Raw genomic sequence first — 20,379 nt, forward strand, 5'->3', positions numbered from 1 at the left:
CTCTCGTGAGTCGAACAGGCGGATGGGGATCAGGCGAACAATTTCGCCAGGGTCAGCAGCTTGCGGATCGTCAGATCGGGACTGCGGCGCAGGTTGCGAAGCAGCGCCGCAAGGCTCGAGGGCGTGAACCGGGGTTTCGTGAAGCTGCGTGGCATCGTCGGGCCCCACTGCGCCATCGCTTCGCGGCTGACTGCGTGCGTGCCCGTCGGCTCGTCGGCCGTGAACAGGTCGCCGTCGCAATAGTGTTCGTGCTTGTCGCCCCATGGATCCTGCCAGTAGTCGAAGATCTGGCTGCCCAGGATGTGCCGGCCGATGCCCCACGCGTGCGTCCACCCTCTGTCGCGGAGCATGCGCTGGCCCATGCCGACCGCGTCGGCGTCGACCAGTTCGTACGCGCTGTGGCTATACGTCGGCACGAACCCTTGAGCGAGCGCGAGCGTATGGTGATCGGCCGGCCTCTCGCCAAGATCGAGCCGCATGAATGCAACTGCGGGTGAGCCGTCCGGCAGCACCTGGACGTCGCTGGGGATGAATCCGAAATGTCGCGTGTACCACGCGCAGGTTTCCTGGAAGTCGGCCAGCTCGAGTACGACGTGCCCAAGACGAATGATCTCGGGCGCGTGTGCGGGTGGCCGCTGCGTCTCGTTGATCCGCACGGGCGCGTCGACCGAGTTGAATGGAAGCGGAGCACGATGCGGCAGCGTGTCGGCCCGTGTCTGGCCCGCGATCGCGTCGACCCGAAAACCCGACGGATCGACGAGCCGCACCCGATGGCCGCCGCCCGGCCAATCCGATGCCTCGATCTCCGACGCGCCAGGGAGTTTGGCGAGCGCCTCCAGATCGGCGCGACTGTCGACCCGCAATCCGAAGCCGACGAAGCGAGCCTTCGGCGCCCGGCGAACGACATAACAGAAGTGTGCGGTGCCGGTTCCGCGCAGCAGTAATTGCGTGTCATTCCGCAGCACCGTTCGGAGACCGAAGTCATTGAGAAAGTGCTCTGCCGCGTCGAGATCGGGGCGATCGAAGATCAAATAGGCGAGCGCCGATGCCTTCGTTGTGGGGTGAGGGTGGCGAGCCGGTTGTGTGGTGGTCAGTTTCATGGCGGATGACAATCAGGCAGATCGAGTGACGCTCGCGAGGGCACACGCCGTCGCACCGAGGGGCTTGCCGCGCAACGGCGGGCATGCGATCGAATCGGGGCACGACGTGACTGGCCGGCCCGTGAATATTGCGAAGCGGATCGTCGATTTCGCATGGAGGCGGCCCGCCTCGGCGCAGGCGCCGGGTGTCCGCAGCGCTTCGTCGCCGAATGCGATCGCGCGTGGGGCGACGCGTATCTCGGCAGCCTCGTCGACGATCAAGACGTCGACTTCGTGACAGGCCCGCCGATTGGCCATCGGGGCGCCGACTGCCTCGAATCCGGCAATCAGTGTGCCGAGCGCCAACGGCAGCGCACGCTCCGTCGACGAGCGCGAGTTGTTGTTGATGGACGCGCGGGCGCCCGTGTGCAGTTGTGTCTCCACCGTATCTCCATTCGTCGTTCGATCGGTTCTCGAGGGTTTGTCAGCCACCTTTGATGACATTAAAGTCATAGATGATAAGTTTGTCAATATAGACATTTGAATCTATACTTGGGCACGAACAAGCATCGGAAACCTCATGACGAATACACCGAGTCGCCGGACACCCAAGCGCTCCGCTCCGGAAGCATCCAGTCCAGCGGTCGCCGAAGAGCGTGAGCCACGTGGCGCGCGCCGCAAGCGGGAGACCCGTGCCCGCCTGCTGGACGCCGCGCTCAGACTGATGGCGGAGAAGGGCATGGAAGGCGTCGCCATCAACGAAATCACCGAGGCCGCCGACGTCGGCTTTGGCTCGTTCTACAACCACTTCGAATCGAAGGAGGCGATCTACGCCACTCTGGTGGAATCGGTATTTGAGGAGTTCGCGGATTCGCTCGATCGCCTGGCCAGTGGCTTGTCCGACCCGGCGGAAATCATCTCCGTCTCGGTGCGGCATACGCTGATGCGTGCCCGGCGCGAGCCGGTATGGGGACACTTCCTGATACGCGAGGGCTTTTCGGCGCGCGTCCTGACGCTTGGCCTGGGTCAACGCCTACTGCGGGACATCGAGCGCGGTATCGCCGAGAAGCGCTTCGTGGTTGCCGACCCGTTCATCGGCTTCCTTTCGGTTGGTGGTACGGTGCTGACCGCAATTGCCGCCGAACTCAACTTCGTCGCTCCGGGCGCGCCGGCGGCCGGTGTTCTCAAGGAACTCGGCTTCAACGGAGAGCATTTCCCGGAACGCACGGCGGCGACGCTCCTGCATATGCTGGGGCTCAAGCGTGCTGATGCCGAGAAGATCGCAAGCCGGCCGCTGCCGGTCGTGGAAGCGGCCGAAACGGCACAGTGACCGACGGGGCGACGCAGGTGCCGGCGAGGCCATCCCGAGCGTTGGTGCGGTAGCTGTCAGCCGACTTGCTGTGCCGAGCCTGGCGTATGTCGTCCAGTCGGTGCACGGCGGCCGCGTTCGACCAGGTGCGTCACCGGAATTGAAAGCGCACGGCGAATCTCGTCGCCGACAGATGAGGCACAGCGATCGTCCTCGACGCGCGCGCTCCGTGTCGGACTTGCGTGCATGACCAGTCGGCTGCCGGGCACGGGAGCCGGCACATGGATGACGAGCGTGTTGATCATTCGGCGTCGCATTTGACGCCGGAGATGCTGCCCACGCTGTCGTTGGCCGGGAGCGTGGAGAACGCCGTGGACGGGGAAGTGCACGCGACGAGCGCGGGCAGCTCGACGCACGCAATTCCGGATCGTCGAGGTGGCCGAACAACTGGTTCGCATGCGCCATGCGTGCCATTCGGATTGTTGTCGATCCCACCGCACTCAATCCGCCAGCGCTTTCCCGGTGGCGTCCTTGATTTTCGCTTTCCATTGCTTGCGGATTTCGGCGACGACCGGATCCGGAAGCGAGATGTAGTCGAGATCCGTGGCGGCCTGGTTGCCATTGCGGAACGCCCAGTCGAAGAACTTCAGCGTTTCGGCGCCCTGCTCCGGCTTGTCCTGCTTCGTGTACAGCAGCACGAACGTCGCGCCGACGACGGGCCATGCTTCCTTGCCCGGCTCGTCGGTCAGGATCTGGTAGAACGACTTCGACCAGTTCGCGCCGGCAGCAGCAGCCTTGAAGGTTTCCGTTTTCGGCTCGACCACCGCACCCGTCGAGTTCTTCAGCGCGGTGTAGGTCATGTTGTTCTTCTTCGCGTACGCCCACTCGACGTAGCCGATCGCGCCCGGCAGGCGCTGCACGAAGGCCGCGACGCCGTCGTTGCCCTTGCCGCCCGTGCCCGTCGGCCAGTTGACCGTCGTGCCTTCGCCGATCTTCGACTTCCACTCGTCGTTGACCTTCGACAGGTAGTTCGTCCAGATGAAGCTCGTGCCCGAACCGTCAGCGCGGCGAACGACTGCGATGTCCGTATCCGGCAGCTTGACCTTCGGGTTCAGCGCGGCGATCGCCGGGGCGTTCCACTTCTTGATCTTGCCGAGGTAGATGTCGCCGAGCACCGGGCCCGACAGCGTCAGCTCGCCTGACTTCACGCCCGGCACGTTGACGACCGGCACCACGCCGCCAACCACCGTCGGGAACTGGAACAGGCCTTCCTTCGCGAGCTCTTCATCCTTCAGCGGCGCGTCCGAACCGGCAAAATCGACCGTCTTCGCGTTGATCTGCTTGAGGCCGCCCGACGAACCGATGCCTTGATAGTTGACCCTGCCGCCGCCTGCCTTCCTGTACGCATCAGCCCATTTCGTGTAAATCGGTGCTGCAAACGTGCTCCCGGCACCGGTGATATCGGCGGCTTGACCGGCGGTGGCGACAAGAGCGAAGGTGCAGCAAATCAGGATCCGGATGTTCATATACCACCTCCTGTCCGCGGTCGGCATGCCGGCCCACAGCTGGTTCCGATCTAGAAGTCTGATTTGTCGAGCTGGATGTGCCGGCCGTCGCTCGGCAATGCATGTTGATTGACCGCGATCGTGATCTTGTCGCGATTGCTTTCAAATGCCGTGAGCAACTGCTCCGGTGTCGCCGTGTTTGCGCCGAGCTTTTCTCGAATGATGTTGGCCGGGAGCTTGACCGCAACGTACCCCCAACCGGTGCCATAGGCAGAGAACGACAGGCTCAGATCGTCGCAGACGATTGGGTACGTCAGACAAGTGTTGTGGTCCGTCATGGCGCGCGGTGAGAGGTCTCGCATGGGAGGGTGATAGGAGTATTGCATCTGGATGTGAAAACTCAAGGAGCGTGCAACTGCCGGAAACGCTTAGTTCCCGCCACTTGCCACTATGGAGGCCAGCGCGCGATCGCCGTCGCGTTGCGCAGTGTCTTCAGCGGAAAAGATGTGCTCGCTGAATGCGATCAGTTTGAAGCCGCTTCCCGTGCAGCGAGGAATCGTGATGCCCCAATGCCAGCCCCCATCTTGTTCGAATACATGGAGGACCGGGGGCGAATGACTCAGTGATGGTGAAGAAGTCGTCATGGCGTGCTCTCCCGTCATGGGGCGACGCTGGGGAACTACATCGAAGGTGCGAACCCAGTCTACGAGCATTCTTGTTGCGCTGCAATATTCGGCTTGCCATGAAAATTCCGATGCGCCAAACGTCACAATTTTGAAATACCAATATGCGCAGTGAGCGCTTCTGGCATATTGATGTGACGATTGTGAATCTTCGGAGGCTTTATGGACAGCGGTTCGCTTGTATGGGCAGGGGTGCCGCACAACAGCGATGGGGTGGTCTTTCAGGTTCGAGTGGGGCGCGGACTTCAACGTTTTCATGTCGCACGCACGGTTCTTGAAAAGGCACTCGATCTTGAGCGATTGGCGTCCGATGCGCGCCAACTTGAATGCTTTTATGAGCAACTGAGCTCGATCCTGAGCGTCGCTCGGAAGGCGCGCTCGAAGGCCAAGGCGGATACTGTTTCGCTGAACATTGCCGATTTCTTGCGAACGAGCAATGCGCGCGCCGGGCAGGATTCTGCGGCGGCGATGCGCCGAGCGCCATAGAGAGGTTGATGGCGTCAAGCCTTGGAGTCCCCCTCGTTGGACACTATCCGATGACTGCGTTCACTCGGAATTTGCGATGGTGCTGCGTTCCAACGGCGGATTCCCGGACGCACTGCGCGACGGCACGGGTCGTGCGGCCCGACCGGTCGGCGCCGACGTCGACCGACACGCCGGCAACGACGTCTTCGACCAATGCGGCGCCAGTTTCGCATCGGGCTGCGAGAGTGCGGACCGGTGCGGCCGGAAGGCGCCGGCCGGTCCGTCGACGCAAGCAGCGGCTATTGCCGGGCCGCGACCGTCGTGCCGGTGTCGGGTGGCAGTTCGCCCATTGCCTGCAACAGCGCCGCCGTATCGGTCATCCGGCGGCTCGCGGCACGCACCGCATCGAGCTCCGCGTTCAGATAGACCTGCTCGCTCGACCGTTGCGCGGACATCGGAACGGCACCCAACGTGCGGCGTTGCGCCGTTTCGTGGAACGCCTCGCCTGCCACGCGCGCCGCGAGTTCGTTCGCGGCCTGCGCTTGCGCGTCGTTGTCCAGCGCGGCGAGCGAATCTGCGACGTCACCGAATGCGGACAGCACCGCCGCCTTGTACTGCAGCACTGCGGCGTCGTACGCATCGCGCGACGCCCGCCGGTGCGCAAGCAATGCACCGCCGTGGAAGATCGGCTGCGACAGCCCGGCGCCGACGGCCCACAGCCCGCCCGCGCCCGACAACAGTGCCGGCCAGCTGAAGCCGCCGCGCCCCATCGTCGCGGTGAGCGACAGGCTGGGGAACAACTGCGCGGTCGCCTCGCCGACGTCCGCTGATGCCGCCTTCACGGCTGCCGCGGCCGCGCGGATGTCCGGGCGTGCTTTCAGCAGGTCGGACGGCACGACCACGGGGACGTGTTCCGGCAGCGACAGGCCCGTGAATGACGGGACCGGCGGCGGTGCGTCGGGCGTGCGGCCCAGCAGGATCGCCAGCGCGTGAATTGCGCTCGCGCGTTGCTGGCGCAGCAGCGGTAGCGTCGCGGCAAGCGACGCCGCGCCCTGCGTCGACGCCAGCGCCTGCACATGGGATACCGCACCGAGCGCGTAACGCTGCTGGTCCTCGGTTGCGGATGCCTCGGCGACGGCGATCAGGCGCTCCGTCAGCAGGATCTGGCGGTCGAGCGTCGCGGCGCGGATGGCGGTGCCGACGATGTTGGCCGCCAGCGCACGCCTTGCCGCTTCGAACTCGCAACCGCGCACGTCGACGCGCGCGGCGCTTGCCTCGTTCGCGTAGCGCGTGGCGCCGAACAGGTCGAAGGTGTAATGCGCCTGCAGTTGTCCGACAAACACGTTGTAGCGCAGGCTTTGCGCGCCTGCGCCGGAGATGTCCGGTGTGCGCGTGCGGGCGACCTGCGCATTCGCGTCGATCGACGGCAGCGTCGACGCGCCGATTTGCGCGCGCAGTTCCTCGTGCGCGGCGGCGAGCGTCTTTTCCGTCGCGGCCAGCGTCGGATTCGCGCGCAGGCCTTCATCGACCAGCGCGTCGAGCACGCTGGAGCGGTACAGGCTCCACCATTGCGGGACAGGCGCGGCGCCGACGTCGAATTGCTGCGCGACGCCCGCCGCCTCGGCGGTGCGCGGCGCCTGGGGCGTCGCGCCGTAGTGCGCCGGCGACGGCATCGCGGGCGGCGCACTGCTCGGGGCCATCGCACAGCCGCCCAGGCCAAGCACCGCGCTGGCGGCCAGCAAAGATGTGATACGAGAGAGTTTCATCAGCATGTCTCCGAGGACGCGACGTCCATTGCGCGCGACTCGCGTTCGTCGGCGCGCACCTTGAAGCAGGTCGCATAGAGCGCCGGCAGGAAGAAGATGGTCAACACCGTCGCGATCGTGATGCCGCCCATCAGCGCGGTGGCCATCGGGCCGAAAAAGCCGGAACGCAACAGTGGAATCAGCGCCAACACGGCGGCCGCGGCGGTCAGCATGATCGGCCGGAAGCGGCGCACGGTTGCACCTACGATTGCGGTGAAGCGTGGCTGCCCGGCCGCGATGTCCTGGTCGATCTGATCGACCAGGATCACGGAATTGCGCATGATGATCCCGAACATCGCGATCACGCCGAGCAGCGCGACGAAGCCGAACGGCTTGCCGAACAGCAGCAGCGCGGCGACGACGCCGATCAGGCCGAGCGGCGCCGTCAGCACGACGATGAAGGTGCGCGAGAAGCGTTTGAGCTGGATCATCAGCAACGTCAGCACCGCGATGATCATGAGCGGCATCTCCGCGTTGATCGACGTCTGGCCCTTCATGCTTTCCTCGGCCGCGCCACCGATATCGATCCGGTAACCGGCCGGCAAAGTGGCGCGTAGCGTCGACAAGGCGGCGTCGAGGTCGCGTGTCACGCCGATGCTCGGCGCTTCGCCGCGCACGTCAGCTTGCACGGTGACCGTCGGCTGGCGGTCGCGTTCCCAGATCACGCCATATTCGAGCGTGTCGCGCACATGGCCGATCGAGCCGAGCGGCACCGGACCGTGCGGCGTCGGGATCGCCAGGCCCGCGAGCCTGGACGGATCGACGCGTTCGCTCTTTGGCGCGCGCAGATCGACGTCGATCAGCTTGTCGCGTTCGCGATACTGCGTGACGGTATAGCCTGACAGCGTCATCGCGAGGAAGCTGGACACGTCTTCCGACGTCACGCCAAGCTGACGTGCCTTCAGTTGATCGATCTCAAACGACACCGATCGCTCGGCCGGCTCGTCCCAGTCGAATTGCACGTTGCGCGTGCGGTTGTCGGCGCGCACCTTGTCCGCGACCTTTTCCGCGATGCCGCGTACGGTCGCGATGTCGTCGCCGCTGACGCGGAACTTGATCGGAAAGCCGACGGGCGGGCCGTTTTCGAGGCGGGCGACGCGCGTGCGCACGGTCGGGAAGCCGTTTGCCAGCGTCGACTCGAGCCAATGCGACAAGCGGTCGCGCGATTCGATGTCCTTGGCCGTGATCACGAATTGCGCGAAGTTCGGCTGCTGAAGCTGTTGATCGAGCGGCAGATAGAAGCGCGGCGCACCGGTGCCGACGAAGTCCACGACGTGATCGATTTCAGGCCGACCGTTCAGCGCCTTCTCGAGCCGCTTTGCCTCACGCAGTGTCGCGTCGAACGAAGCGCCTTCCGGCAAGCGCATGTCGACGAGCAGTTCGGGCCGCTCCGAATTCGGGAAAAACTGCTGCGGAACGCGCGTGAAGGCGACCATCGCGATCGCGAACAGCACGGCCGTCACGCCGAGCACGACCCAGCGGCGGTCGATGCAAGCGGAGATCCAGCCGGACAGCCGGCGGTAGAACCCCGTGTCGTACACCTCGTCGCCATGCGCGTGACCGTCGCGATGCGTGTGCTCCGGCAGCATGTGATAGCCGAGCAGCGGCACCAGCACGACGGCCGCGAACCACGACACGATCAGCGAGATCGCCGATACCTCGAAGATCGAGCGCGTGTATTCGCCGGTGCTCGATTTCGCGAGCGCGATCGGCAGGAAGCCCGACACGGTGACGAGTGTGCCCGTCAGCATCGGGAACGCCGTGCTCGTGTACGCGAATGCGGCGGCGCTCGCGCGGCTCCATCCCTGCTCGAGCTTCACCGCCATCATCTCGACGGCGATGATCGCATCGTCCACCAGCAGCCCGAGCGCGAGCACCAGCGTGCCGAGCGACACCTTGTCGAGGCCGATGCCGAACGCGTGCATGCACAGTGCCGTCACGGCGAGCACGATCGGAATCGTGATGACGACGACCATGCCGGTGCGCAGGCCGAGCGACACGAGGCTGACGACGAGCACGATCGCGACGGCTTCTCCGACCGCTTCGACGAAGTCGTCCACCGAGTGCTTCACGGCATGCGGCATGCTGGACACCGCGGCCAGCTTCAGACCGGCCGGCAAACCGCGCTGCAGCTCGGCTGCCTTCGCGTCGAGCGCCTTGCCGAGATCGATCACGTCACCGCCTTTTTGCATCGTGACGCCGATGCCGAGCACTGCGTGACCGTTCGTACGCATCTGCGTGACCGGCGGATCGTCGTAGCCGCGCGTGACCTTCGCGACGTCGCCGAGCCGGAACGTCCGGCCGTTTACGTCGATCAGCATGTCGGCGAGCGCCTGCGTGTCCTTGAACGCGCCGCTCGGGCGCACGAACACGCGATCGTCCGCCGTCGTGATCGTGCCGACCGGCGCGACCGCGTTTTGCGCATCGATCGCCTGCGCGAGCTGCTGCGGCGTGATCGCGAGCCGCGTGAGCTGCGCGTTCGAGATCTCGACGAATACGTGCTGCGCGGGATCGCCGAAGTAGTCGACCTTCGCGACACCCGGCACACTCAACAGCACGGTGCGCAGCTTGTCCGCGTAATCGTGCAGTTGCGCCGGCGAGTAGCCGTCGCCTTCGAGCGCATAGATATTGGTATAGACGTCACCGAATTCGTCGTTGAAGAACGGGCCGACGACGCCCTTGGGCAGCGTCGCACGGATGTCGCCGACTTTCTTGCGAACCTGGTACCAGGTTTCCGGCACCTGATCGACCGGCGCCGAATCCTTCATCGCGAAGAAGATCATCGACTCGCCGGGCCGCGAATAGCTCTTGATGTTGTCGACGTACGGTGCGGCCTGGAGCTGGCGGCCGATCCGGTCGGTGACCTGTTCCTGCACCTCGCGCGCCGTGGCGCCGGGCCAGTAGCTCTGGATCACCATGGTGCGGAACGTGAACGGCGGATCTTCCGATTGAGCGAGTCGTGTATAGCCGATCACGCCGAAGATCGTCGCGAGGCCGATCAGGAAGATCACCAGTTGCTGATGCTTCAGCGCCCATGCGGAGAGGTTGAAACCGCCGCCGTCATGCGCTGTCGCGCCGGTTCGTGCGAGCGTGCCGTCGGTCGACGGCTGGTGTTCCCGAGCATTCATGACGCGAAGTCCTCCGCATGCAGCGGCGGCACGACGCGCACGTGCTGGCCGGCGCTGACCGCATGAACGCCTTGCATCACGACACGTTCGTCGTCCGCGAGACCCGACGTGACGGTGATCGTGCGTTCTTCGTAGCGCCCGACCGACACCGGGCGCAGCTCCAGCGTGTCGCTGCCCTTGCGGACGACCCATACGGCCGGCGCGTCGCCGTGATGAAAGAGCGCGGTGGCCGGGAGCGTGACCGCGTGGTCCGCGGCAGTGTCGGCGGCACCGTCGAACGTGATGCTTGCGGTCATCCCGGAGCGCACGTCCGGCCCCGGCGCGAGCAGCGTCAGCTTCACGCGCCAGGTGCGGCTCTGCGGATCGGCGGCCGCCGCGACTTCGCGCACGCGTGCGTCGAGCACCTTGCCCGGCAGGGCCGTCAGGCTGACGTGTGCGGTGCGGCCGACCGCGAGATCGCGCAGTTCGCGCTCCGCGACGTCGCAGACGATGTCGAGGTCGCCGCTCCAGTCCAGATGAAACACCGCCTGGCCGGGCTGCACGTTCTGCCCGGTATCGGCATCTTCCGACGTGATGACGCCGTCGTGATCCGCGACCAGCGTCGCGTAGCGCAGCTGATCGCTCGCGAGCGCCATTTGCGCGAGTGAGGAATCGCGTTGCGCGACCGCCGATGCATACGCGTCCTGCGTCGTCTCGAGCTGCGCGGGTGCGATCAGGTTGGCCTGAGCCTGGGCGCGGTCGCGATCCAGCTGCTGCTTCGCATAGGCAACGCGATGCTCGGCGGCATCGAGCTGCGCGCGCGCGTTCAGCAGCGTGTTGTGCAGATCCGCCGGATCGAGCATCGCGAGGGTCTGGCCGGCCTTGACGGTGTCGCCGATCCGCACGCGGCGCTCGACGATCTTGCCGCCGACCCGGAACGACAGCGGCGTCGAATAGCGCGCCTGAACCTGCGCGGGCAGCACGCGCTGCACTGCGCCGTTGTCCGCATGAACTGGCAGCGCGACCACCGGCTGCAGTTCGGGCGCGGGGGCCTCGTGCGAGTGGCACGCCGTGAGGAGAATCGCACAGCAGGCGAACGCAATCGGGGCTCGCCGAAGCGGCGGCGCGATGCGTGTCATAAACGGGCGCGTTGAAGTCAGCGCGTCAAGACCGGGTGATTTCACGATGTTTCCAAGACAAGTGAGGGCCAACTGAAAAGAGGTCGGCGACCACGGCGGGTCGCCCTGGTTCATGCAGGCGCACGTGAGCGTTTCTGCGGCGGTGCGCCTGACGATCAATCAGTACTCCAATGTTCCGGGCGCAGACCATTCCATTTGCCGACATGGCGCGGCTCCCGCATGGCGATAGCCGCGCATGTGCCGACGCGGCCGTCCGCACGTCGCCGACGCTCGCTAGCGTGGGGTGGACGGTGTCTGGACAGGGACCGGCTCTGCGATGACCGAGATTAGACTCATAACTGATAATGTTGTCAAGTATGAGAGAAAAATCTAGAATTGCCCCATGCAGAAAATTCTTTCGAAAAAGGGAGGCGCGCTCATGGGCGACGCACCGGTCCGGCCCCGCCGGTTGAACGCATCAGCGGGCGAAGCGGAACAGCGTCAGCCGCGTGGCGCCCGGCGCAAGCAGGCGACGCGTATGCGCTTGCTGCAGGCGGCATTCAGCCTGATGGCGGAAAAGGGCAGGGACAACGTGGCGATCAGCGAGATCACCGAGGCGGCGGATGTGGGGTTCGGCTCGTTTTACTACCACTTCGAATCGAAGGACGGCATCTTCGCCGCGCTGACGGAGTGGGTGTTCGACGATTTCGCGGACGGGCTCGAGCGTCTGGCGAGCGGATTGTCGGATCCGGCGGAGGTCGTTTCCGTCTGCGTGCGCCACACGCTGATGCGGGCGCGCCGCGAGCGGCTCTGGGCGCGGTTCCTTATGCGGGAGGGACTTTCCGTGCGCGCGCTCGGCCACGGGCTGGGGCAACGTTTGCGGCGGGACAGCGAGCGAGGAATCTCGGCGCGCCGCTTTGTCGTCGGCGATCCGTTCATGAGCGTGCTCGCGACGACGGGGACGATCCTGGCGGTGATCGCGGCGGAGTCCTACGCGGCGGCGGGCGCGCCGCGAAAGCCGATGGGGGGCGAGGGCAAGTTCCCCGAGCGAGCCGCGGCGATGGTATTGCAGATGCTCGGCCTGACGTGCGCCGAGGCACTTGAGGTGGCGAACCGACCGTTGCCGCCCGGCGACTTCGCCCGTCAGGTAAGAGAATCCGCCTCGCCGGACAACTCAACCTTGTCGTCGCGGCAACGATAGATGCTTGTCGAGTTCCGCACGATACGGCTCGTCTGCGTACCAGGGAACCGCCCCCAATTGCGGCAAGCTGGCTGCGCGCGTTATGCATTCTTCGAACCATGTCGACACAAAGCCCGCCGGCGCTGTCAAGCGAGGCTGGGCTAGCGATGGCAATCGCAGGCGCACTGCTGACATGTGCGATGCCGGTTTTTGCCGACGTTTCCGGCACGCCGGTCGGCATATGGCAGACGATCGACGATCACACTCACCAGCCGACCGCACCGGTACAGCGGCGAGATAATCAAGGGACTCAGTCTGTCATTTTCGAACGCCAATAATCATAAGGATTCCGTCATGTCCGATACTTCCCGTAGCCGCACATCTGCTGCAGGGCAAGCCGAACCAGTCAAAAAATGGGTTCAATATTTCGGCGCAACCGCCCCCAAAGACCTTGATCTTGGAGCGTTGACGGTTATCCATGCGTGGGCCATGGACGGTTTGGAGCCGAATGATAAAAGAAGAGAACGATAGTCGGCCCCGCAGGGAACAACAGTTGCCGGCGCTATCGTATCCCATGATCTCCGATATCCTCCAGGTGGCCGTCGGAGCCCGATGTCAATTTGACTTGGCGGAGCTGTCGTTACCATGATTGCGACCCGGTTCGCGCGCTGTCGCCGGCGGCCTCAGTGTCGCGAGAATCTTGTCGCGGCATACCCTCAGGATTTCGTCGGCCAATGGAGAATCATCCGGGCACGCGCGCGACAACACGATGGCGCCGACCGCATGCGCCATGATGTCGAGGCAGTTGGCTCGGGCCTCTGCCGCGTCTGCACCGTCTGACGAATCACGTTCTTGGACTAATGCCGCCAGCAGTCTTTCGATGCCGTCCGCGAATGTGGCTCGGACCGCTTCGGGTTGACGCGCGGCATCCCCACCCAGCGCGGCCATCGTGCATCCGGTTGCGCGCGAGTCGCGGTGCTCGCGCGCGAGATACTGCCGCACGAACTCCGATGCGTCGACCCCGGCCGATAGCGCAACGGTTTGCGCCATGCCGCAGGCCGCCGATTCGGCCATCAGATCGGTCTTTGAGCGGAAGTGTTTGTAGAAGCCGCCGTGGGTGAAACCAGCTGCGCCCATCAGATCCGCTACTCCGACCCCATCAAAACCGCGCTCCCTGAACAGTGTCGACGCTGTTTCAACAACGTGGGCCCGATTGGCCTGGGCCTGTGCCTTGGTGACTTTCACTTTCCTCTCCGTTGGCGCGTTCCTGTCTGATGGCCCGACTATACATTGATGTTGGTCGTCATCAAAGTATTGACACGTTAGATTATGATCGTCATCATTGAGCCATTCCCACCATCCGACGTTGGAACGACATGTCAGAGAAATCGCTTTTCGAGCCGTACGCCCTCGGTGGCCTGACGCTCGCCAATCGCATCGTCATGGCACCGCTGACTCGTAACCGTGCCGGCGCCGGGCTGGTGCCCAGCGAGTACGCCGCGACCTACTACGCCCAGCGCGCCTCGGCCGGACTGATCATCACCGAGGCCACTCAGGTTTCGGCCCAGGCCCAGGGCTATCAGGACACTCCCGGCCTGTACACGCGCGAGCAGATTGCTGGCTGGCGTAAGGTCACGGATGCCGTACATGCCAAGGGTGGACGCATCTTCGTGCAGCTCTGGCATGTGGGCCGCGTCTCGCACACTGACTTGCAACCTGGCGGCACGGCGCCGGTCGCACCTTCCGCTATCCGCGCTGAGACGAAGACTTTCGTCAACAACGGATTTGCCGACGTGTCCGAGCCACGCGCCTTGGAACTCACCGAGTTGCCGGGCATCGTGAACGACTTTCGACAGGCTGCGGCCAACGCGATTGCCGCCGGTTTCGACGGCGTGGAAATTCACGGCGCCAACGGATATCTGCTGGAGCAGTTCATCAAGGACGGGGCCAACCAGCGCACCGACGACTACGGCGGCTCGATCGAAAAACGTGCGCGCCTGCTGCTGGAAGTAGTCGCCGCCGTGGTCAAGGAAATCGGCGCAGAGCGCACGGGCGTGCGCATTTCGCCCGTTTCGCCGGCCAACGGCATTTCCTGCAGCGATCCGCAAGCGCAGTACGACTACATCGCCGAACAGCTCAGCGCACAAGGCATCGTCTATCTGCACGTGGTCGAAGGCGCGACTGGCGGCCCACGCGATGTGGCGGCATTCGACTATGACGCGCTGCGCCGCCGTTTCATGCAGACCTATCTGGCCAACAACGGATATGACCTGGAATTCGCCACCACTCAACTCAATGAGGGCAGAGCGGACTTGTTCGCGTTTGGCCGTCCGTTTATCAGCAACCCGGACCTGGTCGAACGCCTGAAGCACGGCGCACCCCTGACGCAATTCAACCCGGCGACGCTCTATGGCGGTGGCGCGGTGGGCTACATCGATTACCCGACGATTTCCGGTTAAGGCTCGTGCTCTTGATCAAGCCTCAGCCAGAAGAACCCTTGCAAAGGAAAGTACCCATGACCACGCTTCCGACAGTCCTCATCACCGGCGCCTCCAGCGGCATCGGTGCCACCTACGCCGAGCGATTCGCTCGGCGTGGCCATGACCTCGTTCTCGTCGCCCGCGACAAGGCGCGACTCGATGCGTTGGCAGCGCGCCTGCGGGAGGAAACCGGTGTGGCGGTAGAAGTGCTGCAGGCCGACCTGACCCAGTCCACCGATCTGTCCGCGCTCGAGGCTCGTCTGCGCGATGACGATCGAATAGGAATTCTGATCAACAATGCCGGCGTGGCTCAGTCGGGCGGCTTCCTGCAGCAAACCCCTGAAAGCATCGAACGCCTGATCACGCTCAACACGACGGCGCTGACGAGGCTTGCAGCCGCGGTCGCGCCACGCTTCGTGCAGTCCGGTAACGGCTCGATCGTCAACATTGGCTCGGTGGTAGGTTTCGCGCCCGAGTTCGGCATGTCGATCTACGGCGCGACCAAGGCATTCGTGCTGTTCCTGTCGCAGGGCCTGAATCTCGAGTTGTCGCCCAAGGGTGTTTACGTGCAAGCCGTCCTGCCGGCGGCGACGCGCACGGAGATCTGGGAGCGCGCCGGGGTCGACGTGAACACGCTGCCCGAGGTGATGGAAGTGGGCGAGTTGGTTGATGCCGCGCTGATCGGGTTCGACCGCCGCGAACTGGTCACGATCCCGCCGCTGCACGTAGCCGGGCGGTGGGACGCGCTGGATGGCGCTCGCCAGGGACTGCTGTCGGACATTCGACAGGCACACGCGGCCGAGCGTTATCAGCTCCGCGCCTGACCACTCAATTGCGGCAAACGGCGGAACGACGGATACCACGATGACCGACACCCGATCCAAGGAAGCCACGCACGAACGCTTCGTCGACGTTGACGCGCGCCGCCGACGAAGCGCCGTTATCCGAATCGATGGTTGAGGCCACACTCGAGTTTCCGGGTTGCGGCGCGGATTCAAGTCCCACCGTTTTCCCCGTCAGCATGACGCTCGACATATGAAAGCAGCGCCCAAGGAGTCAATGATGCAGAGCGTCAGCCCGGACACCCAATCGACAACGTCGTATACGCGGGCACCGAACAAGTTCGTCAACGCGGCTGGAACCCAGTTCGCCTACCGTGAACTGGGTCCGCACGGCGGCATTCCTTTGGTTTTGCTGAACCATTGGGGCGCCGTGCTGGACAACTTCGACCCGCGCATCGTCGATGGCTTGGCTCAGACACATCGCGTCATCGCCATCGACTATCGAGGAATTGGCTTATCCGGTGGCATCGCGCCCGTGACCGTGGACGAGATGGCGCGCGACACCATCGCGCTGATTCGCGCAATGGGTTTCGATCGAGTCGATCTGCTCGGCTTCTCGCTTGGCGGCTTCGTCGCGCAGGACGTGGCGCTCAAGGCGCCGGGCTTGGTGCGCAAGCTCATACTCACTGGCACGGGCCCCGCCGGCGGTCACGGGATTGATCGCGTGGGCGCCGTGTCCTGGCCACTCATGCTCAAAGGCCTGCTAACGCTGCGCGATCCGAAGGCGTATCTGTTCTTCACGTCCACGACCAACGGCCAGCGCGCGGCAAGCGCCTTCTTGAAACGGTTGAAGGAACGTAAGTCTGGCCGCGACAAGGGGCCGACACCTCGCGCCTTCCTTCGTCAACTCAAGGCGATCAAGGCGTGGGGCCAGCAAGCGCCACAGGATCTCGCCAGCCTGCCCATGCCTGTCCTGATCGCCAATGGGGATAACGACATTATGGTGCCCACCGCGCTCAGCCACGATATGGGCCGCCGCATCCCCCAGGCGCAACTCGTCATTTATCAGGACGCCGGCCACGGCGGAATCTTCCAGCATCACACCAACTTCGTACCCATGGCACTGGAATTTCTATCGCAATGAATACCTTGTGGACCAGAGGCGTATGACGTTTCTCGCGAATACAAAGCACCATCGGAGCAAGCGCAACATGAAAGCACTCACATTCAAACGCTATGGCAAATCACCCGAGATCGGGTTCGCCGAGGTGCCGCGCCCCACGCTCAAGCCCGACGAACTGCTGGTTGAGGTTCACGCCGCAGGGGTGAACCCGATCGACAACATGATTCCAACGGGAATGTTCAAACCCGTCCTGAAGGTCCAACTGCCCGCGACCATGGGCAGCGATCTGGCCGGCATCGTGATCGATGTCGGCAGCCGCGTCACTCGCTTCAAGAAAGGCGACGCCATCTTTGCAAGTCTGTTCGACCTTGGAAGAGGATCCATCGCCGAATTTGCCGTGGTACCGGAGAGCGCTGCGGCCCCGAAACCGGTTAATCTGGACTTCGTGCAGGCCGCCTCGGTTCCAATGGTCGGGCTCACTTCATGGCAAGCACTGAAGGAGCGTGCCAATCTTCAACCGGGTCAGAAGGTGTTCATTCCTGCGGGGTCCGGCGGTATTGGAACGTTTGCGATCCAACTGGCCAAATATTTCGGCGCCAAGGTGGGAACCAATACCAGCACGGGTAATATCCCGTTGGTGAAAAGCCTGAGCGCGGACGAAGTAATCGACTACAAGAAGCAAGCGTTCGAGAAAGTGCTGCGCGACTACGATGTGGTGCTTGGCACGATTAGGGGTGACGCGGTTGAAAAATCGGTAGGAATCTTGAAGCCGGGCGGGAAGATCGTCTCTCTTATCGGTCCGCTGGACGCAGCGTTCGCCCGTGCTCGCGGGCTGAACCTCGTCCTGAAGTTTGTATTCGGTCTGATGAGCCGCAAGATCATGCGTCTTGCGAGGAAGCGGGATGTCACCTACTCATTTCTCTTCGTACGCCCCGACGGTGCCCAACTCGCCGAGATCGGCAAACTGCTCGAATCCGAACGTATCCATCCGGTGATTGACAAGGTGTTTCCGTTTGAACAAGCAAAGGAAGCGCTTGAGTACCTGGCGCAAGGACGCGCGAAGGGTAAAGTCGTGGTCAAGATCAAGTAAGGTCCCAACGACGGCGGGCGGTTGGCCGAACTGATTCACAAGGCCCTGCACACCAAGCCCGCGGATGGCTCCACCTACTGGAGCATGCGCACGATCGCCGCCGAAACCGCCATTTCGCCAACAGGTGTGCATCGTTACTTCAAGCTGCTGGGCCAGCAACCGTATATTCCGGTCCTTCCTGCACGAAATCGACAAGGCCGTGCCAGCCGAACTCGACGTGCATTGCATCGTCGACCTACAGCAGTCACAAGCATCCGAAGGTCAAGGCGTGGCTGGCGACACGCCCCCGCTGGCACATGCATTTCATTCCCACCTACAGTTCGTGGCTCAACCAGGTCGAACCCTTCGTTGCGTTGATCACCGCCAAGGCAATCCATCGCGGCTCGTTCGGCTCGGTCAGCCACCCAGGCAAGCAGGGAGGAATAGCGATCTACTACGACCATCGCATCCAGCCGTTCGGTCGGCGTGGTTACAAATTTCCCGACTGCAGTCGCAAACCGTTCAGTAGCCGAGTGCATTTTCAGGCAGCAGGACTCGGTTTCAATTCATGTCGATGAGCGTGGCGCGAGGCCGCCAAGCCGTGCCGGGCAAGGCCTGTATAAGGCGCACCAAAGGCATGGTTATAAATTGTGCAAACGGACGACGGCGATGCCAAACGCGAGACCGGCGATCATCAATCTCGACATTATAGAAATAATGTCAAATCAACCGCGACTGATGATTGGATATTTAACGGTTTACGTTATATTATTCACGAAATTATCGACGCAACCTGCCATGTCCAACCTCGCTGCCGACGAATCCCGCCTGATCGCCGAAATCGACCGCCTGAAGGCCGATTTCCCGAAAACCCGCGAGCTGTATCGCGAGGTCTGCGCATTGATGTTCTTCCGCTTCGGCATCACGCCCACCGCGAACCGCCTGTACCAGCTCGTGCGCAAGGGCAGCATGAGCACGCCGACTGCGGTTCTCGGCGAGTTCTGGGCCGAGTTGCGGGAGAAGAGTCGTGTGCGCATCGAGCATCCCGACTTGCCGGCTGACCTGCAGGCTGCGGCCGGCGAGCTCGTCGCCGCGTTGTGGAGTCGCTCGACTGCCGATGCCGCCGCAGCGCTCGATGCACTGCGCGCCGAAGTCGAAGCCGAACGAGCGGCGGCGAAGGCGGAGGTCGCTGCATTGCAAACCGACCTGTCCCGTACCGAAACCGCGCTGGAGCACCGCACGAGCGCGTTGCTGGCGGCCCAGGTGCGCATCCAGGAGCTCGAGCAGGCAAGGGCGGCCGACGAAGCGTCGCACCGCGCGCTGCAGGCGGAAGTCGAACGGCTGAAGTCCGACAATGCAGACGCCGATCGTGCGCTGGCGCAAGCGCGCGCCGATTTCACGTCTCAGCTCGACCGGCTGCGCGACGACGCGGGCCGGGCGGAGGAACGCTTGCGAGCATCGGAGAAACGGGCGCTTCAGGAGATCGACCGCGAACGGCTCGCGGCCGCGCGCGTTCAAAAGGAACTCGATGCGGCCGCGACGCGCGCCGAACAGCGCGATACGCAGCACCGCAAGGATCTCGCGGCGCTGCAGGCGCAATTGGCCGACACGCAGCATCGCTGCGGGGTGCTTGAAGGCCAGCTCGACGGCGCCCGCGCGGCCAATGCCGCGTATGTCGGTGAACTCGATGCATTGCGTGCCGAACGCGCATCACGCGCCCCCGTGCGCAGGGCGCCCGGTCGGCCGGCGGGCGGCAGCCTGCGTGCGGCGAAACCGGTCGCCAGGAAGCGCGCTCCCAAACCCGCGTGACATGGGCGCCACGGTACGGCGATAACGCATCCGCGACGCGGTGCGATTCGGGTAAAGTGCCGCTCAACTCGCCGGCTCGACGTTGCTAGACGACCGGTCTAATCGTTGCTAAGATACGCCATCATGAATGCATCTTCAGGCGCGGAAGTCCGCCAGCACATTCTGAATATCGCGAAGCCGATCATGCTCCACAAGGGGTTCTCGGCGGTCGGTCTGAACGAGATTCTCGCCGCGGCGGGCATCCCGAAGGGCTCGTTCTACCATTACTTCGGCTCGAAGGAGGCGTTCGGCGAGGCGCTGCTCGAATCGTATTTCGAAGGCTATCTCGAGCATCTCGACAACCTGCTCGGCCGTCAGGTCGGCACGGGTGCGCAACGCCTGATGACGTACTGGGGCAACTGGCTGCACACGCAGTGCGCGGACGATCCGGAAGGCAAGTGCCTCGCGGTGAAGCTCGGCGCGGAAGTGTCCGACCTGTCGGAGGCAATGCGCGCGGTGCTGCGGCGCGGCACCGGCCAGATCATCGAGCGGCTCGCGGGCGGGATCGAGGCCGGGCTGGCCGACGGTTCGCTGAGCGGCGTCGACGATCCGGCGCATACGGCCGCGATCCTTTACGAGCTGTGGCTGGGTGCGACGCTGCTGGAGAAGATTCACCGGAACCGCAAACCGCTCGAACGCGCGATGCTCGAAACACGGCGGATGCTGAACCTGCCGTCCTTCGAGCCGGACGGAGCGCAGTCGTAACGTGGGCGCGCGCAGGCGCGCCTTGTTTTTTGGATGAATACTAGACGACTGGTCTACTTACACTGAAATCCCGTTGCTTTACCCGTAAGGCTGCGGCTCCGCCGGCCGACTGGTCGGCATG

19 protein-coding genes and 1 pseudogene are annotated in these 20,379 nt (G+C 63.9%); 11 read left to right on the plus strand and 9 right to left on the minus strand.

Going from position 1 to position 20,379, the window contains the following annotated elements:
* Nucleotides 1-29: 29 nt before the first annotated feature.
* Nucleotides 30-1,100 (minus strand): VOC family protein, encoded by a 1,071-nt coding sequence (locus DIE11_RS12235; protein ID WP_124624023.1) that lies wholly within the window; start codon nt 1,098-1,100, stop codon nt 30-32.
* Between the two features lie 12 nt (nt 1,101-1,112).
* On the minus strand, nt 1,113-1,583 hold the full coding sequence (locus tag DIE11_RS12240) for a hypothetical protein (RefSeq protein ID WP_260437106.1): 471 nt from the start codon (nt 1,581-1,583) through the stop codon (nt 1,113-1,115).
* Between the two features lie 76 nt (nt 1,584-1,659).
* On the opposite strand from DIE11_RS12240, the gene DIE11_RS12245 reads away from it, so the two are divergent.
* Complete coding sequence (locus tag DIE11_RS12245; RefSeq protein ID WP_124624026.1) at nt 1,660-2,409, plus strand: TetR/AcrR family transcriptional regulator; 750 nt, start codon at nt 1,660-1,662, stop codon at nt 2,407-2,409.
* A gap of 479 nt (nt 2,410-2,888) precedes the next feature.
* Here DIE11_RS12245 and pstS read toward each other — a convergent pair whose 3' ends face one another.
* From pstS to DIE11_RS12260, 3 genes are all read right to left on the minus strand, one after another.
* Entirely contained in the window at nt 2,889-3,914 is a 1,026-nt protein-coding gene (pstS, locus tag DIE11_RS12250) for a phosphate ABC transporter substrate-binding protein PstS (protein WP_124624029.1), read from the minus strand.
* A gap of 50 nt (nt 3,915-3,964) precedes the next feature.
* Nucleotides 3,965-4,231, minus strand: coding sequence for a hypothetical protein (locus tag DIE11_RS12255; RefSeq protein ID WP_124624032.1), 267 nt, complete (start codon nt 4,229-4,231; stop codon nt 3,965-3,967).
* A gap of 90 nt (nt 4,232-4,321) precedes the next feature.
* Entirely contained in the window at nt 4,322-4,537 is a 216-nt protein-coding gene (locus DIE11_RS12260) for a hypothetical protein (RefSeq protein ID WP_124624035.1), read from the minus strand.
* Between the two features lie 201 nt (nt 4,538-4,738).
* Here DIE11_RS12260 and DIE11_RS12265 point away from each other — a divergent pair, with 201 nt between their 5' ends.
* Nucleotides 4,739-5,062, plus strand: a complete 324-nt coding sequence (locus DIE11_RS12265) for a hypothetical protein (protein ID WP_124624038.1) — start codon at nt 4,739-4,741, stop codon at nt 5,060-5,062.
* Between the two features lie 278 nt (nt 5,063-5,340).
* On the opposite strand, the gene DIE11_RS12270 is transcribed toward DIE11_RS12265, so the two are convergent.
* From DIE11_RS12270 to DIE11_RS12280, 3 genes are read right to left on the minus strand one after another with little or no spacing between them, the layout of a single operon-like run.
* Entirely contained in the window at nt 5,341-6,807 is a 1,467-nt protein-coding gene (locus DIE11_RS12270) for an efflux transporter outer membrane subunit (RefSeq protein WP_124624041.1), read from the minus strand.
* Entirely contained in the window at nt 6,807-9,974 is a 3,168-nt protein-coding gene (locus DIE11_RS12275) for an efflux RND transporter permease subunit (protein ID WP_124624044.1), read from the minus strand. The genes DIE11_RS12270 and DIE11_RS12275 overlap by 1 nt, the downstream gene beginning before the upstream one ends.
* Entirely contained in the window at nt 9,971-11,092 is a 1,122-nt protein-coding gene (locus DIE11_RS12280; protein WP_124624047.1) for an efflux RND transporter periplasmic adaptor subunit, read from the minus strand. Before DIE11_RS12280 ends, DIE11_RS12275 begins: the two co-directional genes overlap by 4 nt.
* Nucleotides 11,093-11,510: 418 nt before the next feature.
* On the opposite strand from DIE11_RS12280, the gene DIE11_RS12285 reads away from it, so the two are divergent.
* Together DIE11_RS12285 and DIE11_RS36270 are read left to right on the plus strand one after the other, a co-directional pair.
* Nucleotides 11,511-12,272, plus strand: a complete 762-nt coding sequence (locus DIE11_RS12285; protein WP_124624150.1) for a TetR/AcrR family transcriptional regulator — start codon at nt 11,511-11,513, stop codon at nt 12,270-12,272.
* Between the two features lie 333 nt (nt 12,273-12,605).
* Entirely contained in the window at nt 12,606-12,782 is a 177-nt protein-coding gene (locus DIE11_RS36270) for a hypothetical protein (protein WP_185633747.1), read from the plus strand.
* A gap of 84 nt (nt 12,783-12,866) precedes the next feature.
* Here DIE11_RS36270 and DIE11_RS12290 read toward each other — a convergent pair whose 3' ends face one another.
* Nucleotides 12,867-13,496: a TetR/AcrR family transcriptional regulator gene (locus tag DIE11_RS12290; RefSeq protein WP_124624049.1), complete on the minus strand. Its 630-nt coding sequence runs from the start codon at nt 13,494-13,496 to the stop codon at nt 12,867-12,869.
* Nucleotides 13,497-13,627: 131 nt separating this feature from the next.
* On the opposite strand from DIE11_RS12290, the gene DIE11_RS12295 reads away from it, so the two are divergent.
* From DIE11_RS12295 to DIE11_RS12325, 7 genes and pseudogenes are all read left to right on the plus strand, one after another.
* Entirely contained in the window at nt 13,628-14,710 is a 1,083-nt protein-coding gene (locus DIE11_RS12295; protein WP_124624051.1) for an alkene reductase, read from the plus strand.
* A gap of 56 nt (nt 14,711-14,766) precedes the next feature.
* Complete coding sequence (locus tag DIE11_RS12300; RefSeq protein WP_124624054.1) at nt 14,767-15,555, plus strand: SDR family oxidoreductase; 789 nt, start codon at nt 14,767-14,769, stop codon at nt 15,553-15,555.
* 238 nt (nt 15,556-15,793) lie between these two features.
* Entirely contained in the window at nt 15,794-16,657 is an 864-nt protein-coding gene (locus tag DIE11_RS12305; protein ID WP_124624057.1) for an alpha/beta fold hydrolase, read from the plus strand.
* 67 nt (nt 16,658-16,724) lie between these two features.
* A complete protein-coding gene (locus DIE11_RS12310) occupies nt 16,725-17,726 on the plus strand; it encodes an NADP-dependent oxidoreductase (RefSeq protein WP_124624060.1) in 1,002 nt (333 codons plus the stop codon).
* A 9-nt stretch (nt 17,727-17,735) separates the two neighbouring features.
* A pseudogene (locus DIE11_RS12315) lies at nt 17,736-18,184 on the plus strand (transposase); the annotation flags it as partial.
* Between the two features lie 319 nt (nt 18,185-18,503).
* Entirely contained in the window at nt 18,504-19,514 is a 1,011-nt protein-coding gene (locus tag DIE11_RS12320; protein ID WP_124624153.1) for a DNA-binding protein, read from the plus strand.
* A 123-nt stretch (nt 19,515-19,637) separates the two neighbouring features.
* Nucleotides 19,638-20,258 (plus strand): TetR/AcrR family transcriptional regulator, encoded by a 621-nt coding sequence (locus tag DIE11_RS12325; protein WP_124624063.1) that lies wholly within the window; start codon nt 19,638-19,640, stop codon nt 20,256-20,258.
* Nucleotides 20,259-20,379 lie beyond the last annotated feature (121 nt).

Source organism: Burkholderia sp. Bp9012, assembly GCF_003853825.1.
Lineage (GTDB): Bacteria > Pseudomonadota > Gammaproteobacteria > Burkholderiales > Burkholderiaceae > Burkholderia > Burkholderia diffusa.

What these genes read in the sequence shown, in the direction of transcription:
- DIE11_RS12255 (WP_124624032.1), bottom strand. Translation starts at nt 4,231, where the DNA reads ATGACGGACCACAACACTTGTCTGACGTACCCAATCGTCTGCGACGAT.
- DIE11_RS12305 (WP_124624057.1), top strand. Translation starts at nt 15,794, where the DNA reads ATGCAGAGCGTCAGCCCGGACACCCAATCGACAACGTCGTATACGCGG.
- DIE11_RS12275 (WP_124624044.1), bottom strand. Translation starts at nt 9,974, where the DNA reads ATGAATGCTCGGGAACACCAGCCGTCGACCGACGGCACGCTCGCACGA.
- DIE11_RS12240 (WP_260437106.1), bottom strand. Translation starts at nt 1,583, where the DNA reads ATGTCATCAAAGGTGGCTGACAAACCCTCGAGAACCGATCGAACGACG.
- DIE11_RS12300 (WP_124624054.1), top strand. Translation starts at nt 14,767, where the DNA reads ATGACCACGCTTCCGACAGTCCTCATCACCGGCGCCTCCAGCGGCATC.
- DIE11_RS12310 (WP_124624060.1), top strand. Translation starts at nt 16,725, where the DNA reads ATGAAAGCACTCACATTCAAACGCTATGGCAAATCACCCGAGATCGGG.
- DIE11_RS12265 (WP_124624038.1), top strand. Translation starts at nt 4,739, where the DNA reads ATGGACAGCGGTTCGCTTGTATGGGCAGGGGTGCCGCACAACAGCGAT.
- DIE11_RS12280 (WP_124624047.1), bottom strand. Translation starts at nt 11,092, where the DNA reads ATGACACGCATCGCGCCGCCGCTTCGGCGAGCCCCGATTGCGTTCGCC.
- DIE11_RS12295 (WP_124624051.1), top strand. Translation starts at nt 13,628, where the DNA reads ATGTCAGAGAAATCGCTTTTCGAGCCGTACGCCCTCGGTGGCCTGACG.
- DIE11_RS12285 (WP_124624150.1), top strand. Translation starts at nt 11,511, where the DNA reads ATGGGCGACGCACCGGTCCGGCCCCGCCGGTTGAACGCATCAGCGGGC.
- DIE11_RS12260 (WP_124624035.1), bottom strand. Translation starts at nt 4,537, where the DNA reads ATGACGACTTCTTCACCATCACTGAGTCATTCGCCCCCGGTCCTCCAT.
- DIE11_RS36270 (WP_185633747.1), top strand. Translation starts at nt 12,606, where the DNA reads ATGTCCGATACTTCCCGTAGCCGCACATCTGCTGCAGGGCAAGCCGAA.
- DIE11_RS12325 (WP_124624063.1), top strand. Translation starts at nt 19,638, where the DNA reads ATGAATGCATCTTCAGGCGCGGAAGTCCGCCAGCACATTCTGAATATC.
- DIE11_RS12235 (WP_124624023.1), bottom strand. Translation starts at nt 1,100, where the DNA reads ATGAAACTGACCACCACACAACCGGCTCGCCACCCTCACCCCACAACG.
- pstS (WP_124624029.1), bottom strand. Translation starts at nt 3,914, where the DNA reads ATGAACATCCGGATCCTGATTTGCTGCACCTTCGCTCTTGTCGCCACC.
- DIE11_RS12320 (WP_124624153.1), top strand. Translation starts at nt 18,504, where the DNA reads ATGTCCAACCTCGCTGCCGACGAATCCCGCCTGATCGCCGAAATCGAC.
- DIE11_RS12245 (WP_124624026.1), top strand. Translation starts at nt 1,660, where the DNA reads ATGACGAATACACCGAGTCGCCGGACACCCAAGCGCTCCGCTCCGGAA.
- DIE11_RS12270 (WP_124624041.1), bottom strand. Translation starts at nt 6,807, where the DNA reads ATGAAACTCTCTCGTATCACATCTTTGCTGGCCGCCAGCGCGGTGCTT.